This is a genomic window from Candidatus Tectomicrobia bacterium (assembly GCA_016192135.1).
GTDB lineage: Bacteria > UBA8248 > UBA8248 > UBA8248 > UBA8248 > 2-12-FULL-69-37.
This window is the reverse complement of the sequence record JACPUR010000002.1, coordinates 38,098-52,509: the sequence shown is the minus strand read 5'-3', so window position 1 is coordinate 52,509 and position 14,412 is coordinate 38,098. Positions and strand designations below refer to the sequence as shown.

Below are 14,412 nucleotides of genomic sequence, written 5' to 3'. Positions count from 1 at the left end.
ACGCGGGGAGAATACCTTATCCGGCGGGGTGGCACGATTCCTATGCGGCGCATCCGTGCGGTACTTGAACTTAAATGGCCATACTTGGCCGTTGTAACCGCCGAAGAGGGAGCTCCGGACTAGGACCTTATCCATTCTCCACGCCCCCCCGTCTGGCCCCCTCCGCTCCGCCGTGTTACCGTCTTCCCGATGGATGCGCCCGCCTCCCTCCAGCAAGGCCCCGGCTTCGCCGTCGTGCTCGTCCGGCCCCAGGGCTCCGGCAACATCGGCGCGATCGCCCGCTCGATGGCGCACTTCGGGCTGGAGCGCCTGCGCCTGGTCGCCCCGCGCGGGGAGGCGGCGAGCCTCGAGGCGCGGCAGATGGCCATGACGGCCCAGCCCCTCCTCGCCCGGGCGGAGCACTTCGCGAGCCTGCGCGAGGCCACCGGGGACTGCGGCTGGCTCGTGGCCACCTCCCGGCGGCTGGGCCAGAACCGGCTCCCCACGCTGGAGCCGCGCGAGGGGGCGCCCGAGCTCCTCCGCCGGGCCGCCCGGACGCGCGTGGCCCTCGTCTTCGGGCCCGAGGACAAGGGCCTGCGCACGGACGAGATGGACCTCTGCCAGGAGCGCCTCCTCATCCCCGCCCTGCCCGGCGCGGACTCGCTGAACCTGGCCCAGGCGGCCCTCCTCGTCTTCTGGGAGCTTTACCGCGCGAAGACCGGAATGGAAGGTGAAGCGGCGCTCGCCGGTGAAGACACGGAAATTCCCTCCCGCGAGGAGGTGGAGGGGCTGGTGGATCACCTCCTCGCCACCCTGGAGGAGGTTGGCTTCCTGCACTACGAGCCGGAGCAGGTGGCGCGCACCTTCCGCCGCATGATCGACCGCGCCGGCCCCGACCGCCGGGAGGTGCGGATGCTGCGCGGGGCGCTCCGCCAGCTCGGCTGGAAGCTGGGCCGGCCCGCGGATCGGGACCGGGAAGAATGAGACCCGAGGATTTCGACTACGAGCTCCCGCCCGGGGCCATCGCCCGCTACCCCGCCCCCGAGCGCGAGGGGGCGCGCCTGCTCGTCCTGCCGAGAGAGAGCGGTCCCACGGCCCATCATTCCATCCGGGATCTCCCCCGCCTCCTCCGCCCGGGCGACCTCCTGGTCCTGAACGACACCCGCGTCATGCCCTGGCGCCTCATGGGCAAAAGGGCCAGCGGCGGGAAGGTGGAGGCCCTCCTCGTCGAGCGCGAGGGGCCGGGCGTCTTCCGCGCCATGGTCTCGGCGAACCGGCCCCTGCCCGCGGGGGAACGCATCCTCTTCCCGGGGGGGCGGGAGGCCGCCCTCGGCCCCCCGGGGCGGGAGCGGCGGCTCGCCTTCACCGGGGCGGAGGGGCTGGAGGCCTGGATCGGGGAGCGGGGGGAGATGCCGATCCCCCCCTACCTGGGGCGGGCGGCCGAGCCCCTGGACCGGGAGCGCTACCAGACGGTCTACGCCAGCGTCCCCGGGGCGGCGGCGGCCCCCACGGCGGGGCTCCACCTGAGCGAGGGGCTCCTCAAAGAGCTTGCGGGGGCGGGGGTGGAGCGGTCCTTCCTCACCCTGCACGTGGGGCCGGGGACCTTCCGCCCCGTGAAGGCGGCCCGGGTCGAGGACCACGAACTCGAGGCCGAGGCCTGCCACATCCCGCCGGGGCTGGGGAGGAAAATCTCCGAAACCAAGGCCCGCGGGGGGCGGGTGGTGGCGGTGGGGACGACCGTGGTGCGGACCCTCGAATGGGCGGCGCTCGAGGCGGAGCGGGAAGGCGGCGGAATCATCCGCGAGGGCGAGGGGCGGGCGGGCCTCTTCATCCGCCCGGGCCACCGCTTCCGGATCGTGGACGCCCTGCTGACGAACTTCCACCTCCCCCGCTCGACCCTCCTCATGCTGGTGTGCGCCTTCGCGGGGCGGGAGCGGGTCTTGGCCGCCTACGCCGGGGCGCGCGGCGCGGGCTACCGCTTCTACAGCTACGGGGACGCGATGCTGATCGGGTGAGGGGGGGCGGTCACCGGCAACCTAATTTTCTTTAGGGGCGGGTCTTGTACCCGCCCTCATTGGAGCAGCCGCGAGAGCTGCCCCTGCATTTCCTTGCATGGATTGGGCTAGCCAGCCTAGGGGCGCACGCGGATGCGGCCTCGGGTCACGACGATGACCGCACCAGATTCAAGCTCGGCTTCGTATCGCTGCAGGGGTTCTTGCGTCGCGGCGACTTGCTCGTCAACACGCATTTCCACGCATCCGCACGATTGCCGGATGCGCACCGCCGTGGACAAAGACCAACTCTCCGAAGTCTTTATCCTCGGTTAAGATGATTCGGTTTTCCCGCAGTGCCAGGTCGAGCAGGACCTCGTCGCCGGCGCAGGAATCAATGTCCGATGCCAACCGGACATCATGTCTCAGATCGGCAAGAAATTGATGCAACGAGCGGGAACAGACGCCGACATCAAGCAGGAACTTCATCAGGGTTTGGCGACCGGCACCCGCTCATGGACCTGTTCCCCCGTCACCGACCGGTAGGCAAAGAACAGGCAGGCCTGGACATCCTCCGGCTCCAGGAAGGGGTATTCTTTGAGGATGGTTTCCGCCGTCTCCCCGGCCGCAAGCATGCCCAGAATGTGCTCTACCGCCATCCGCATTCCCCGGATGATCGGCTTGCCGCCGAATACACCGTAATTCGCTGCAACAGGGCCTGATCATCCATAATGCTGTAACCCTCCCTTTCTCCCCGAGATGCCGTTCGGGGTCCTCTGTAGGGGCGACCGGCCGGTCGCCCCACGGAACCAACGCGCGCAGCACCTCATGTCGTTCCGAGGGGCGGGAACGAAACCCGATTCTTGATTTGGAGAGTTTTTTTTCTGCGAGAACCCCTAGTAGAACCGCACGGGGGCGCCGTTGACGGCTTCCTTGAAGTGCTTGCCCGCCTTGAAGCGCACCACCTTGCGGGCGGTGATGGGGGCCTCCTGGCCGGTCTTGGGGTTGCGGCCGACGCGGGGGTTCTTCTTCCGCACCTGGAAGGAGCCGAAGCGGCGGAGGATGACGGCCTCTCCCTCCTGGAGGGCCTCTTTTATCGTGTCGATGATGGTCTCGACGGCCTCCTCGGCCTTGACCTTGCTCAGGCCCGTATCGTCCGCCACGAGATTGATGATATCAATCTTGGTCAACGGAATCTCTCCTTCCCGTCCTCCGCGGGGGGATTCCCGGCCGGGAACGACGCCGGCCATCCGCCCAGGGAGAGATTCGAGGGATGCGCAACGAGGGCGGAGTCTAGCACCGGAGAACGGCGAACCGCAACCGCTGTAAATACATCCGGAAAGGAGCCCCGCGCCCCGTGGAAAAACCCCTGCCCTCGCGCATCCGGGGGGTGAAGCCCTTCCTGGTCATGGACATCCTGGAGCGCGCCCGCCAGCTCGAGGCCGCCGGACGGGAAGTGATCCACCTCGAGGTGGGCGAGCCCGACTTCGACAGCCCGCCCGCCGCCGTCCGGGCGGCCCGGCAGGCGCTCGCCGAGGGGCGCACCCACTACACCACCGCCCTCGGCCTCCCCGAGCTGCGCGGGGCCATCGCGGATTACTACAGCCGCCGCTACGGCCTCTCCCTCTCCCCCGCGCGAGTGGCCGTGACGCTCGGGACGAGCGCGGCCATGCTCATGCTCTTCTCGCTTCTCCTGGAGGCGGGGGACGAGGTGATCCTGCCCGACCCCCACTACGCCTGCTACCCGAGCTTCATCCTCTCCGCCGGAGGGGTGCCCGTGCGGGTGCCCGCGGGGGCGGAGGAGGGCTTCATCCTCCGGGCCGACGCGGTGCGCCGCCACATCACCCCGCGCACCCGGGCCATCCTCGTGAACTCCCCCTCGAACCCCACCGGCTCCCGGCTCCCGCCCGGGGAGCTGGCGGCCCTGGCGGCGCTGGGGGTGCCCCTGGTCTCGGACGAGATCTACCACGGCCTGAGCTACGGGGAGCCCGACCGCTCGGCCCTGGAGTTTTCCGATGACGCCTTGATTATCAACGGGTTCTCGAAATACTTCGCCATGACGGGCTGGCGGCTGGGCTACCTCATCCTGCCCGAGAGGCTGGTGCGGCCCCTGGAGATCCTCCAGCAGAACTACTTCGTCTCCCCCAACCCCTTCGTCCAGCTCGGGGGGGTGGCGGCGCTCCGGGAGTCTGTGCCGGACGCGGAGCGGATGCGGGCGGTCTACGCGGAGCGGCGGGTGGCCATGCTCAGGGGCCTGCGCGGGATCGGCCTCGCCATCCCCCACGAGCCGGACGGCGCCTTCTACGCCTTCGCCGGGGCCCACGCCTTCGGCCGGGACAGCCTGACCCTCGCCCGCGAGATCCTGGAGGCCACCGGGGTGGCGGTGGCCCCGGGCGCGGACTTCGGCCCGGGCGGCGAGGGCCACCTGCGGTTCTCCTACTGCAACTCGATCGAAAATATCGAGAAGGGGCTGGCGCGGGTGGGGGAGTTCCTCAAGACGAAAAAGTAGGGGCGCACGGCCGTGCGCCCCCACATATGCGCTACCGCGGCCTTGTTCCGCCGCGCCTATTCCGTGTCGTCGAAGTCGCCCATGAAGTCCTGCTCGATCTCCCCCGCCTGGACGGCGGTGACGGTGCTCCGCCACTCGAGCTTCCCCTCGACGATCTCCCGGTAGACGATCTCCTCGTGGGTGGCGAGGCCCTGAGTGTCCACGAGGGGCTCGGCCCCCTTCCGGAGCTGGGCCACCCGCTTCGCGAGCAGCACCGAGAGCAGGAAGCGGTTGTTCACGGTGTTGAGGGCCTGCTCGAACATGTCGTCGTAGTGCTGCTGAACAGCCATGTTACCTCCCGGTCCGGCGAACGCGGGGGGAATCAGCCGATTCCCACCTGCTGAACATAGAGCATCTGAAGGTCGGCCACCACTTGCTCGAGGAGGGTTTCCTCCTCGGCCGAGAGGTTGCCCTTCATCTTCTCCTGCACGAACTTGACCATGTCCACGAACATCCGCGCGTTGCGCGGGTCGGGGTTGCCGATTCGCTCCCCCGTCTGGGGATGCACCCCCATCGCCGCGAGGGCGTTGCCCTGGAGGATGGCCAGCAGCATCTCGAACTCCCGGCTCCGGGCGCCGGCGGGGGCCTCCTTGGGAGGGGCCTGCCGGGGATCGGGGGCGGGGGCGGGGCGCAGCTCCTCCGCCCGGGGAGGCTCCTTCCGCTCCGGCTCGGCCGGCCTCGGGGGCGCCTCTTCCTCCTCCTCGTATCCCCGCACGGCGAAGCGCCGGTCGGACACCTTGAAGCCTTTTCCTTCTTCTTCCACCATTCGTTCCCCCTCGTGACCGCGGCGGCCGGATGCCTTTCCCCGGGGGCGCCGCGCTACGCGATGCGGCAGCGCCAATCCCCGGCGGCGGAGCGGAAGCGGCCCGCGATCCAGCCGCGCAGGCGGCCCGCGATGCCTTCGGCCGCGTCGAGGATGCCCTTCTTGAGGCCGGCCGCCTTCTCCTTCCGGCCCGCCCCGTCCGCCTCCAGCTCGGCCAGCTCCCGGAAGAGGCGCTCCTCCTTCGGGCTCAGCCGGGTGGGGGTGCGCACGAAGACCTGGACGATGTGGTCTCCCCTCGACTTCCGCCCCGGGTGGGGGAAGCCCTCCCCCCGGAGCACCAGGGTCGCGCCCGCCTGGGTCCCCCGGGGGACCTTGAGCTTCGAGCGCCCGTAGAGGGTCTTGACCTCGGCCTCGGCCCCCAGGGCGGCCTGGGCGAAGCTGATGTCGAGGCGGCTGATGACGTGCTGGCCCTCGCGCTGGAACTCCGGGTGGGCCAGCAGGGACACCACCACGAAGAGGTCCCCCGCCGGGCCCCCGCGCGCGCCGCCCTCGCCCTCCTCGCGGAGGCGGAGCCGGCCGCCGTGGTCCACCCCGGCCGGGATCTTCACCTTGACGCGGCGCTTCTCGGGACGCAGGCCCTGGCCCCGGCACTCCGGGCAGCGCTCCTTGACCACCTGGCCGGCGCCGCCGCACTCCGAGCAGGTGGTGCTGTAGGTGATGAAGCCCTGCCGGAAGGCCACCTGGCCCGTCCCGCGGCAGGCGGGGCACGGGGCCACCGCCCCGGACTTGGCCCCCGTACCCCCGCAGTAGACGCACTCGGCCGGGCGCTCGAACTCGAGCTCGCGCTCCGTGCCCAGGGCGGCCTCCTCGAAGGTGAGCTCGAGGTTGTAGACGAGGTCGCGGCCCTTCATGGGCCCCGAGCGGCGGCGGGAGCGGCCCCCTCCCATCCCGAAGAGGTCCGAGAAGATGTCCCCGAAGGAGGAGAAGATATCCTCGAAGCTCGAGAAGCCCGGGGCTCCCCCCATTCCCCGCAGGCCCTCGGCCCCGAAGCGGTCGTAGGCCGTCCGCTTCTGGGGGTCGCTCAGGACCTGGTAGGCCTCGGAGGCCTCCTTGAAGGCCTCCTCCGCCTTGCGGTCGCCCGGATTGCGGTCCGGGTGGTACTGCATGGCGAGGCGGCGGTAGGCCTTCTTGATCTCGGCCTCGTCCGCCGCCCGGTCCACGCCCAGAATCTCGTAATAATCGCGCGCCGCCATTCCCGCTCCCTGTCCCGGCCAAAGCCAAAGGGTTGAACTTACACCGCCTCAGCCGGCGATTCAAGAACCGGACGGCCGCTCCTCCCGGCGGAGCTTCCCGACCACGGCCCGGCTGGGGCGGATCACCTCATCCCCCAGCCGGTAGCCCTGCCCCAATTCCTCGACCACCCGCCCGTCCTGGGCGGGGTCCGTCACCTCCCTCGTCAGCACGGCCTCGTGGAGCGAGGGGTCGAAGGGCTGGCCCAGGGACTCGAAGGGAGCCACCCCCTGGGCCGCCAGCTCCTGCAAGAAGCGACCCTGGACGAGCCGCAGCCCCTCGAGGAGCTTCCCCAGGGCCTCCTCCCCGGAGGCGCCCGAGGCGGCCGCGACCGCGCGCCCCAAGTCCTCCGCCAGGGGGAGGAAGGCCGCCACCGCGCGCTTGCGGGACTCGAGGGTGCGGCGCTCCAGCTCGCGCTCCTGGCGGGCCCGGAACTCGGCCGCCTCCCGGTTGATCCGCTCGATGTGCTCCTTGAGCTTCTCCTCGGCCCGGGCCAGCTTCTGCTCGAGCTGCTGGACGTAGGTGGGGACGGCCTTCACCGGCTCGTCCGGCGCGGCGCCGACGTCCTCGCCGTACTTCCGGCGGCGGTCCACCACCTTGGCGGCGCCCTTGGCCTTCTCCTCTTCTTCCTCTTTCTTCTCTTTGCCCGCCGCCTTCGCCTCGTTGGGCTCGGGCCCGGCCGGCCCCGGGGGAGGAGTCTCCTCCCCCCATTGAATGTTCACCCGTTCCATCAAAACGTGCCTCCAGGTTCTAGATGCGGGCCATCTCCAGCAAGCGGCGGATGCGCTCCTCGGCGGGCGGATGGGTGCTGAAGAGCGAGGCGAGCCCGCCGCCGGTCAGGGGGTTCACGATGAACATGTGCGCCGTCGCCTCGCTGGCCGCCGCCATGGGCATCTGGCGGGCGGCCTCGTGGAGCCGCTGGAGGGCCGAGGCCAGCGCGCGCGGCTCCCGGGTGATCTGGGCCGCCGTGGCGTCCGCGTGGTACTCGCGCGAGCGGCTCACCGCCATCTGGAGGAGCATGGCCGCGATGGGGGCCACGATGGCGGCCAGGATGAGCCCAAGGGCGCCCCCGCCGCCGTTCCCCTCGGAGTCCCGGCGGCCCCCGCCGAAGAAGGCGGCGAACTGCGCCATGTGGGCGATGTACATGACGGCGCCCGCGAGGGTGGCGGCCACCGTGCTGATGAGGATGTCGCGGTTGCGGATGTGGGCCAGCTCGTGGGCGGCCACGCCCTCGAGCTCCTCGCGGCTGAGGGTGTGCAGGATGCCCTCGGTGAAGGCCACGACGGCGTTCTGGGGGTTGCGCCCCGTGGCGAAGGCGTTGGGCGCGCTCTCCGGGATGACGTAGACCCGGGGCGCGGGCAGCCCGGCCCGCCGGGCGAGATCGGCCACCATGCCGTGCAGCTCGGGCGCTTGCCCGGGCAGCACTTCCTGCGCCCCGGTGCTGGCGAGGACGATCTTGTCCGAGAACCAGTAGCTCACGCCATTCATCACGAGCGCGAAGACGAGCGCGACGGCGAGGCCCCCCTGCCCGCCGATCATCTGCCCGAGCAGCAGGATCAGGCCCGTCAGCAGCCCCAGCAGCAGATAGGTCTTCAGAGAATTGGTGGTCACTTGTCTCTCCGGGCGATCCGGACCAGCTTGGCGGCCCTGGCCGGAATCAAAGCGGCCTGCTCGGCCGTGGCGTCCTCCATTCGCGCCTTCAGCTCCTCGAAGGCGTCGCTCTGCAGAAGCTCCTCGAGCTGGCTCAGCCGATCCACGGCCTCCACCAGCTTCCGCCGCAGGTCCAGGATGATCTCGACCCCGGCGAGGTTCACCCCCATGTCGCGGGTGAGGGTGAGGATCACCTCGAGGCGCTCGATGTCCTCCTCCGAGTAGAGCCGGGTGCGGCCCTCGCTGCGGCCCGGCTCGAGGAGCCCCTCGCGCTCGTAGAGGCGGAGCGTCTGGGGGTGGATCTCGAACATCTCGGCGATGGCGCTGATGGTGTACTTGCCGTCCCTCAGCCTCCGGCGGGCCATGTCGCTCTCCTCACGCGCTCGCCCGGCATCACATGCTCACGCCGGTCATGGACGACCGGGGGTGCACCGGATTGCGCCGCTCGAGCTCGCGGACGAGGCGCTGGCTCTCCTCGTCCAGGCGCTCGGGCAGGACGACCTTCACCGTCACGTAGAGGTCTCCCCTGCCCCCGCCCTTTAGGCGCGGGGCGCCCTTGCCCGCGAGGCGGAACTTCCGCCCGTTCTGCGTGCCGGGCGGGATGGTCACCTTGGTCGTGCCCTCGTAGGTGTGGATCTCGACCCGGCTGCCCAGCAGGGCCTCCCCGAGCGTCACCGGGACCTCGAGGTAGAGGTTGTCCCCCTTCCGCTCGAAGAACGGGTGGGGCCTCACCTTCGTCGTGATGTAGAGATCCCCCAGGGGCCCGCCCCCCGGCGAGGGCTCGCCCTTGCCGGCCAGGCGGATGCGCGAGCCGCTCTCCACCCCGGGCGGGATTTTCACCTGGATGCGCTCGGTCCCGCGGCCGGGGGCGCCGTTCCCCGGCCCCGCGCTGGGGATGGTGATCGTGGTGGTCAGGCCCCGGAGGGCGTCGTCGAAGCCGATCTCCATCGAGTAGTTGACGTCGGCGCCCTTGGCCGGGGCGGCCGCGGGGCCGCCCTCCCAGAAGACGGCGCGGCGCCCCCCGCCGCCGCCCCGCCCGCCGAAGATGCCGCCGAAGAGGTCGCCGAGGCCAAACTCGCGGAGGATGTCCTCCACGCTGGGCGCGGGCCCCTCGCCCCAGGGGGTGCCGCCCGCGAAGGCGGCGTGCCCCCGGGCGTCGTACTGCCGGCGCTTCTGGGGGTCGGAGAGCGCCGCGTAGGCCTCGCCGATCTCCTTGAAGCGGCCCTCCGCCTGCTTGTCGCCCGGGTTGAGGTCGGGGTGGTGCTTGCGGGCCAGCCGCTTGAACGCGCGCTTGATCTCGTCCTCGCTCGCGTCCCGCTTGACCCCCAGGACCTCGTAGTAGTCGCGCTTGGCCATGGCGCCTCAACCCCTATGGGCGGTGACCTCCGCCGTGCTCTTTACTTCTTCTCCTTGTCCACTTCCTCGAACTCGGCGTCCACGACGTCGCCCTCGGGCTTGGTGCCGCCGTTCCCCCGGGGCTGCTCCGCCGGCCGCGCCCCGCCGTCGCCCGGCTGGCCGGCCTGGCCGGCCTGCTGGTACATGGCCTGGGCCAGCTTGTGGGAGGCCTGCTCGAGGCGCCCCCGGGCCTGGTTGATCCGGTCCAGCGGGGCGTTCGAGTCCTCGAGCACCTTGCGCACCTCGGCGACGGCGTCCTGGATCTCCTTGCGGTCGCCCTCGGGGATTTTGGACTCGTGCTCCTTCAGCAGCTTCTCGGTGCTGTAGGCCATGTTGTCGGCCTGGTTGCGCGCCTCGACCAGCTCGCGCCGCTTCTTGTCCTCCTCGGCGTGCTCCTCGGCGTCGCGGACCATGCGCTTGATGTCGTCCTCGTTGAGCCCGCTCGAGCTCGTGATGGTGATGGCCTGCTCCTTGCCCGTGCCGAGGTCCTTCGCCGAGACGTTCACGATGCCGTTCGCGTCGATGTCGAAGGTCACCTCGATCTGGGGCACGCCCCGCGGCGCGGGCGGGATACCCACCAGATGGAACTTGCCCAGCGTGCGGTTGTCGCGCGACATGTCGCGCTCGCCCTGGAGGACGTGCACCTCGACCGAGGTCTGGCTGTCGGCCGCGGTGGAGAAGACCTCGCTCTTGCGCACCGGGATGGTCGTGTTCCGGTTGATGAGCTTGGTCATCACGCCGCCCAGCGTCTCGATGCCGAGGGAGAGCGGCGTCACGTCGAGCAGGAGGACGTCCTTCACCTCGCCCGCCAGGATGGCGCCCTGGACGGCCGCGCCGACGGCCACCACCTCGTCCGGGTTCACCCCCTTGTGGGGCTCCTTGCCGAAGAACTTCTTGACCGTCTCCTGGATGAGGGGCATGCGCGTCATGCCACCCACCAGCACCACCTCGTCCACGTCGCCCGGCTGGACCTTGGCGTCCTCGAGCGCGCGGCGGCAGGGGCCCAGCGACCTCTCCACCAGCTCCATCGCGATCTGCTCGAGCTTGGCGCGGGTGAGCTTGAGGTTGAGGTGCTTGGGGCCCGAGGCGTCGGCGGTGATGAAGGGCAGGTTGATCGAAGTCTCCATGGAGCTCGATAGCTCGATCTTGGCCTTCTCCGCCTCCTCGCGCAGGCGCTGGAGCGCCATGGCGTCCTTGGAGAGGTCGATGCCCTGGTCCTTCTTGAACTCGCCGATGATCCACTCGATGATCCGCTGGTCGATGTTGTCACCGCCCAGGTGTGTGTCGCCGTTCGTGGCCTTGACCTCGACCACGTTGTCGCCCACCTCGAGGATGGAGATGTCGAAGGTGCCGCCGCCGAAGTCGTAGACGGCGATGGTCTGGTCCTTCTTCTTGTCCATCCCGTAGGCCAGGGCCGCGGCCGTGGGCTCGTTGATGATGCGGAGCACGTCGAGCCCGGCGATGCGCCCGGCGTCCTTGGTGGCCTGGCGCTGGCTGTCGTTGAAGTAGGCCGGCACGGTGATGACGGCCTCCTCCACCTTCTGGCCCAGGTAGTCCTCGGCCGCCTTCTTGAGCTTCTGGAGGATCATCGCCGAGATCTCGGGCGGGGAGTACACCTTGCCCTTGATGCGGACGCGGGCGTCGCCGTTCTCGGCCCGCACCACCTCGTAGGGCACCATCTTCACCTCCTCGCCCACCTCCTCGAAGCGACGCCCCATGAAACGCTTGATGGAGTAGATGGTGTTCTTGGGGTTCGTGACCGCCTGGCGCTTGGCCACGACGCCCACGAGCTTCTCCCCGTCCTCGGCGAAGGCCACCACGCTGGGCGTGGTGCGGTTCCCCTCCTGGTTCGGGATGACGGTGGGCTGCCCGCTCTCGACGATGGACACCACCGAGTTCGTCGTTCCCAGATCGATTCCGATCACCTTTCCCTTGGGCATCTCGATTCGCTCCTATGAGAATCCAATTTTTCCGGCGCCGCGGGCTCGCCCCCCGGCGCGTCAGCTTTGGAGTCCAAACCCTTGTTCACGCCCCCGGATATGGGAACCATCCCCCTCCGGGGGAGAGGTGGGGGAAAAGCCGCTGGCGTTACCCTCCCCCTACCCCTTCCCGGAGGGAGGGGGAAATTCATTCCATCTCACAGCTAGCCCCCGACCGGCTCGGCCTCCGCCACCGAGGCGAAGGAGAGCTCGCCCGCCCCCTCTTCCCAGTCCGCCTCGACCGTCTCGCCCGGCTGGACCCGGCCTTCGAGGAGGCGCTTGCTCAAGGGGTTGAGCAGGTGGTTCTGGATGGCCCGCTTGAGGGGCCGGGCGCCGTAGGCGGGGTCGTAGCCCCTCTCGGCGAGGAAGCTCTTGGCCGCCTCCGTCAGGACGAGCCGCACCCGCTGGCCCTCGAGGCGCTTCTCCAGCCGCTCGAGCTGGATGTCCACGATCTTCCGGATCTGGTCCCGCGAGAGGGGCCGGAAGGCGATGATGTCGTCCACCCGGTTCAGGAACTCCGGCCGGAAGACCCGCCCCAGCGCGTCCCGCGCCGTCTGCTGAAGGATGGCGTCGCCCGCGTCGCCGAGGGCGGAGAGCTCCGCCGTCCCGGCGTTGCTCGTCATGATGACCACGGCGTTCCGGAAGTCCACCGTGCGGCCGTGGCCGTCGGTCAAGCGCCCGTCGTCGAGTATCTGGAGCAGGATGTTGAAGACGTCCGGGTGCGCCTTCTCGATCTCGTCGAAGAGCAGCACCGCGTAGGGCCGGCGGCGCACCGCCTCGGTGAGCTGGCCGCCCTCGTCGTAGCCCACGTAGCCCGGGGGCGCCCCGATGAGGCGGGCGACGGTGTGCTTCTCCATGTACTCGCTCATGTCGAGGCGCACCATGGCCGCCTCGCTGTCGAAGAGGAACTCGGCCAGGGCGCGCGCGAGCTCCGTCTTCCCCACGCCCGTGGGCCCGAGGAAGATGAAGGAGCCGATGGGCCGGTTCGGGTCGGTGATGCCGGCCCGGGCGCGGCGCACCGCCTCGGCCACCGCCTCGACGGCCCGCTCCTGCCCCACCACGCGCCGGTGGAGGCGCTCCTCCATGCGGATGAGCTTCTCGCGCTCGCCCTCGACGAGGCGGGTGACGGGGATGCCCGTCCACCGGCTGACCACCCCGGCGATGTCCTCCTCGGACACCTCCTCCTTGAGCATCCGGCGCTCACCCTGCGCGCGCATGCGGGCGTTGGCCTCCTCGAGCTGCCGCTCCAGGGCCACGATCTCGCCGTAGCGCAGCTCGGCCGCCCGCCCGAGGTCGCCCTCGCGCTCGGCCCGCTGGGCCTCGGCCTTCTTGGCCTCGATCCTCTCCTTGAGGGCGCGCACCTGGGCGATGCCCTCCTTCTCCTTGGCCCACTGGGCCCGGAGCCCCTCGATCTCCTTGCGGAGGCGGTCGACCTGCTCGCGGATGTCATCGAGCCGGGCGGCGCTGGCCGGGTCCTCCTCCTTGACGATGGCCCGCTCCTCGATCTGGAGGCGGATGAGGTCGCGCTCCCGCCTGTCGATCTCCTCGGGCAGGCTGTCGATCTCGAGCCGGAGGCCGCTCGCCGCCTCGTCGATGAGGTCGATGGCCTTGTCCGGCAGGTGGCGGTCGGTGATGTAGCGGTGCGAGAGCGCGGCCGCCGCGACGATGGCGCTGTCCAGGATGCGCACCCCGTGGTGGACCTCGTAGCGCTCCTTGAGGCCCCGGAGGATGGAGACGGTGTCCTCCACCGAGGGCTCCGAGACGAGGAGCGGCTGGAAGCGCCGCTCCAGCGCCGGGTCCTTCTCGACGTGCTTGCGGTACTCGTCCACCGTGGTGGCGCCCACGCAGTGCAGCTCCCCGCGCGCCAGGGCGGGCTTGAGGAGGTTCGAGGCGTCCATCGCCCCCTCGGCCGCGCCCGCGCCCACCACGGTGTGGAGCTCGTCGATGAAGAGGACGATCTCGCCCGCCGACTCGGACACTTCCTTGAGGACGGCCTTGAGGCGGTCCTCGAACTCGCCCCGGTACTTGGCGCCCGCGATGAGGGTGCCCATGTCGAGGGAGAGGAGGCGCTTGTTCTTGAGGCCCTCGGGCACGTCCCCGTTCACGATGCGCTGGGCGAGGCCCTCCACGATGGCGGTCTTGCCCACGCCCGGGTCGCCGATGAGGACGGGGTTGTTCTTCGTCCGCCGGGAGAGGATCTGCATCACCCGCCGGATCTCCTCGTCGCGGCCGATGACGGGGTCGAGCTTGCCCGTCTTGGCGCGCGCGGTGAGGTCGACCGCGAAGCGCTCCAGTGCCTGGTAGCGGCTCTCGGCGTCGGGGTCGGTCACCCGCTGGGTGCCGCGGATCGCCTTGAGGGCGCCCAGCGCAGCGTCGCGCGTGAGGCCCGCCTTGCGGAGGATGTCGGAGAGTTCGCCCGCCTTGGCCTCCAGCCCGGCCAGCACGAAGTGCTCCCCGCTCGCGTACTCGTCCGAGAGCGCCTGGGCCTCCGCCTGGGCGGCCTCGAGGTAGCGCCGGAGCTCGGGGGCGATGAAGACGTCCAGCCCCCCGCCCGAGACCTGGGGCAGGCGGTCCAGCGCCCCCTCCACCTGCCGGCGCAGGGGCTCGGCGGGAATGGAGGCCTTGGCCAGGAGGGCGGGCACCACCCCGTCCTCCTGCTCGAGCAGGGCCAGGAACAAGTGGAGCGGCATCAGGCCCTGGTGGCCCTTGCGCTGGGCCACTTCCTGCGCCTGCTGAAGGGCGTCCTGGGTCTTCCGGGTGAATTTGTCCCACCGCATTGGCGTTCTTGCTCCCATCGCTGGCCGCCCCGCGGCCCGA

14 protein-coding genes and 1 pseudogene are annotated in these 14,412 nt (G+C 70.4%); 3 read left to right on the top strand and 12 right to left on the bottom strand.

The genetic code is table 11. From position 1 onward, the window contains the following. Positions 1-189 precede the first annotated feature (189 nt). The gene (locus HYZ11_02040; GenBank protein ID MBI3126368.1) at positions 190-963 is read left to right on the top strand and encodes an RNA methyltransferase; all 774 of its coding nucleotides are present in this window, start codon (positions 190-192) and stop codon (positions 961-963) included. Next, positions 960-1,994 carry a tRNA preQ1(34) S-adenosylmethionine ribosyltransferase-isomerase QueA gene (gene queA, locus HYZ11_02035; protein MBI3126367.1) on the top strand — a complete coding sequence of 345 codons (1,035 nt, stop codon included), beginning with the start codon at positions 960-962 and terminating at the stop codon, positions 1,992-1,994. The genes HYZ11_02040 and queA overlap by 4 nt, the downstream gene beginning before the upstream one ends. Positions 1,995-2,216: 222 nt before the next feature. Here the strand turns inward: queA and HYZ11_02030 are convergent, their stop codons facing one another. The 3 genes and pseudogenes from HYZ11_02030 to HYZ11_02020 form a co-directional block, all read right to left on the bottom strand. Continuing rightward, a complete protein-coding gene (locus HYZ11_02030; GenBank protein ID MBI3126366.1) occupies positions 2,217-2,459 on the bottom strand; it encodes a DUF5615 family PIN-like protein in 243 nt (80 codons plus the stop codon). Next, a pseudogene (locus tag HYZ11_02025) lies at positions 2,459-2,700 on the bottom strand (DUF433 domain-containing protein). Before HYZ11_02025 ends, HYZ11_02030 begins: the two are co-directional and overlap by 1 nt. Positions 2,701-2,866: 166 nt before the next feature. Next, positions 2,867-3,160, bottom strand: a complete 294-nt coding sequence (locus HYZ11_02020; protein ID MBI3126365.1) for an integration host factor subunit alpha — start codon at positions 3,158-3,160, stop codon at positions 2,867-2,869. 218 nt (positions 3,161-3,378) lie between these two features. Between HYZ11_02020 and HYZ11_02015 the strand changes: the two genes are divergently transcribed. Beyond that, complete coding sequence (locus HYZ11_02015) at positions 3,379-4,479, top strand: pyridoxal phosphate-dependent aminotransferase (protein MBI3126364.1); 1,101 nt, start codon at positions 3,379-3,381, stop codon at positions 4,477-4,479. A gap of 56 nt (positions 4,480-4,535) precedes the next feature. Here the strand turns inward: HYZ11_02015 and HYZ11_02010 are convergent, their stop codons facing one another. From HYZ11_02010 to clpB, 9 genes are all read right to left on the bottom strand, one after another. Continuing rightward, positions 4,536-4,808, bottom strand: a complete 273-nt coding sequence (locus tag HYZ11_02010) for a DNA-directed RNA polymerase subunit omega (GenBank protein MBI3126363.1) — start codon at positions 4,806-4,808, stop codon at positions 4,536-4,538. Between the two features lie 32 nt (positions 4,809-4,840). Then, positions 4,841-5,284, bottom strand: coding sequence for a DUF1844 domain-containing protein (locus HYZ11_02005; GenBank protein MBI3126362.1), 444 nt, complete (start codon positions 5,282-5,284; stop codon positions 4,841-4,843). Positions 5,285-5,337: 53 nt separating this feature from the next. Next, positions 5,338-6,534 (bottom strand): molecular chaperone DnaJ, encoded by a 1,197-nt coding sequence (dnaJ, locus tag HYZ11_02000; GenBank protein ID MBI3126361.1) that lies wholly within the window; start codon positions 6,532-6,534, stop codon positions 5,338-5,340. 60 nt (positions 6,535-6,594) lie between these two features. Further along, entirely contained in the window at positions 6,595-7,302 is a 708-nt protein-coding gene (locus tag HYZ11_01995; protein ID MBI3126360.1) for a nucleotide exchange factor GrpE, read from the bottom strand. A 19-nt stretch (positions 7,303-7,321) separates the two neighbouring features. Continuing rightward, positions 7,322-8,110, bottom strand: a complete 789-nt coding sequence (locus tag HYZ11_01990) for a zinc metalloprotease HtpX (protein MBI3126359.1) — start codon at positions 8,108-8,110, stop codon at positions 7,322-7,324. Between the two features lie 68 nt (positions 8,111-8,178). Further along, positions 8,179-8,586, bottom strand: a complete 408-nt coding sequence (locus tag HYZ11_01985) for a MerR family transcriptional regulator (protein MBI3126358.1) — start codon at positions 8,584-8,586, stop codon at positions 8,179-8,181. A gap of 28 nt (positions 8,587-8,614) precedes the next feature. Next, positions 8,615-9,577 carry a DnaJ domain-containing protein gene (locus tag HYZ11_01980; GenBank protein ID MBI3126357.1) on the bottom strand — a complete coding sequence of 321 codons (963 nt, stop codon included), beginning with the start codon at positions 9,575-9,577 and terminating at the stop codon, positions 8,615-8,617. 41 nt (positions 9,578-9,618) lie between these two features. Then, positions 9,619-11,556 carry a molecular chaperone DnaK gene (dnaK, locus tag HYZ11_01975; protein ID MBI3126356.1) on the bottom strand — a complete coding sequence of 646 codons (1,938 nt, stop codon included), beginning with the start codon at positions 11,554-11,556 and terminating at the stop codon, positions 9,619-9,621. A 203-nt stretch (positions 11,557-11,759) separates the two neighbouring features. Continuing rightward, on the bottom strand, positions 11,760-14,372 hold the full coding sequence (gene clpB / locus HYZ11_01970; protein MBI3126355.1) for an ATP-dependent chaperone ClpB: 2,613 nt from the start codon (positions 14,370-14,372) through the stop codon (positions 11,760-11,762). Between the last annotated feature and the right edge of the window lie 40 nt (positions 14,373-14,412).

What these genes read in the sequence shown, in the direction of transcription:
- HYZ11_02040 (MBI3126368.1), top strand. Translation starts at nt 190, where the DNA reads ATGGATGCGCCCGCCTCCCTCCAGCAAGGCCCCGGCTTCGCCGTCGTG.
- queA (MBI3126367.1), top strand. Translation starts at nt 960, where the DNA reads ATGAGACCCGAGGATTTCGACTACGAGCTCCCGCCCGGGGCCATCGCC.
- HYZ11_02030 (MBI3126366.1), bottom strand. Translation starts at nt 2,459, where the DNA reads ATGAAGTTCCTGCTTGATGTCGGCGTCTGTTCCCGCTCGTTGCATCAA.
- HYZ11_02015 (MBI3126364.1), top strand. Translation starts at nt 3,379, where the DNA reads ATGGACATCCTGGAGCGCGCCCGCCAGCTCGAGGCCGCCGGACGGGAA.
- HYZ11_02010 (MBI3126363.1), bottom strand. Translation starts at nt 4,808, where the DNA reads ATGGCTGTTCAGCAGCACTACGACGACATGTTCGAGCAGGCCCTCAAC.
- HYZ11_02005 (MBI3126362.1), bottom strand. Translation starts at nt 5,284, where the DNA reads ATGGTGGAAGAAGAAGGAAAAGGCTTCAAGGTGTCCGACCGGCGCTTC.
- dnaJ (MBI3126361.1), bottom strand. Translation starts at nt 6,534, where the DNA reads ATGGCGGCGCGCGATTATTACGAGATTCTGGGCGTGGACCGGGCGGCG.
- HYZ11_01995 (MBI3126360.1), bottom strand. Translation starts at nt 7,302, where the DNA reads ATGGAACGGGTGAACATTCAATGGGGGGAGGAGACTCCTCCCCCGGGG.
- HYZ11_01990 (MBI3126359.1), bottom strand. Translation starts at nt 8,110, where the DNA reads ATGATCGGCGGGCAGGGGGGCCTCGCCGTCGCGCTCGTCTTCGCGCTC.
- HYZ11_01985 (MBI3126358.1), bottom strand. Translation starts at nt 8,586, where the DNA reads ATGGCCCGCCGGAGGCTGAGGGACGGCAAGTACACCATCAGCGCCATC.
- HYZ11_01980 (MBI3126357.1), bottom strand. Translation starts at nt 9,577, where the DNA reads ATGGCCAAGCGCGACTACTACGAGGTCCTGGGGGTCAAGCGGGACGCG.
- dnaK (MBI3126356.1), bottom strand. Translation starts at nt 11,556, where the DNA reads ATGCCCAAGGGAAAGGTGATCGGAATCGATCTGGGAACGACGAACTCG.
- clpB (MBI3126355.1), bottom strand. Translation starts at nt 14,372, where the DNA reads ATGCGGTGGGACAAATTCACCCGGAAGACCCAGGACGCCCTTCAGCAG.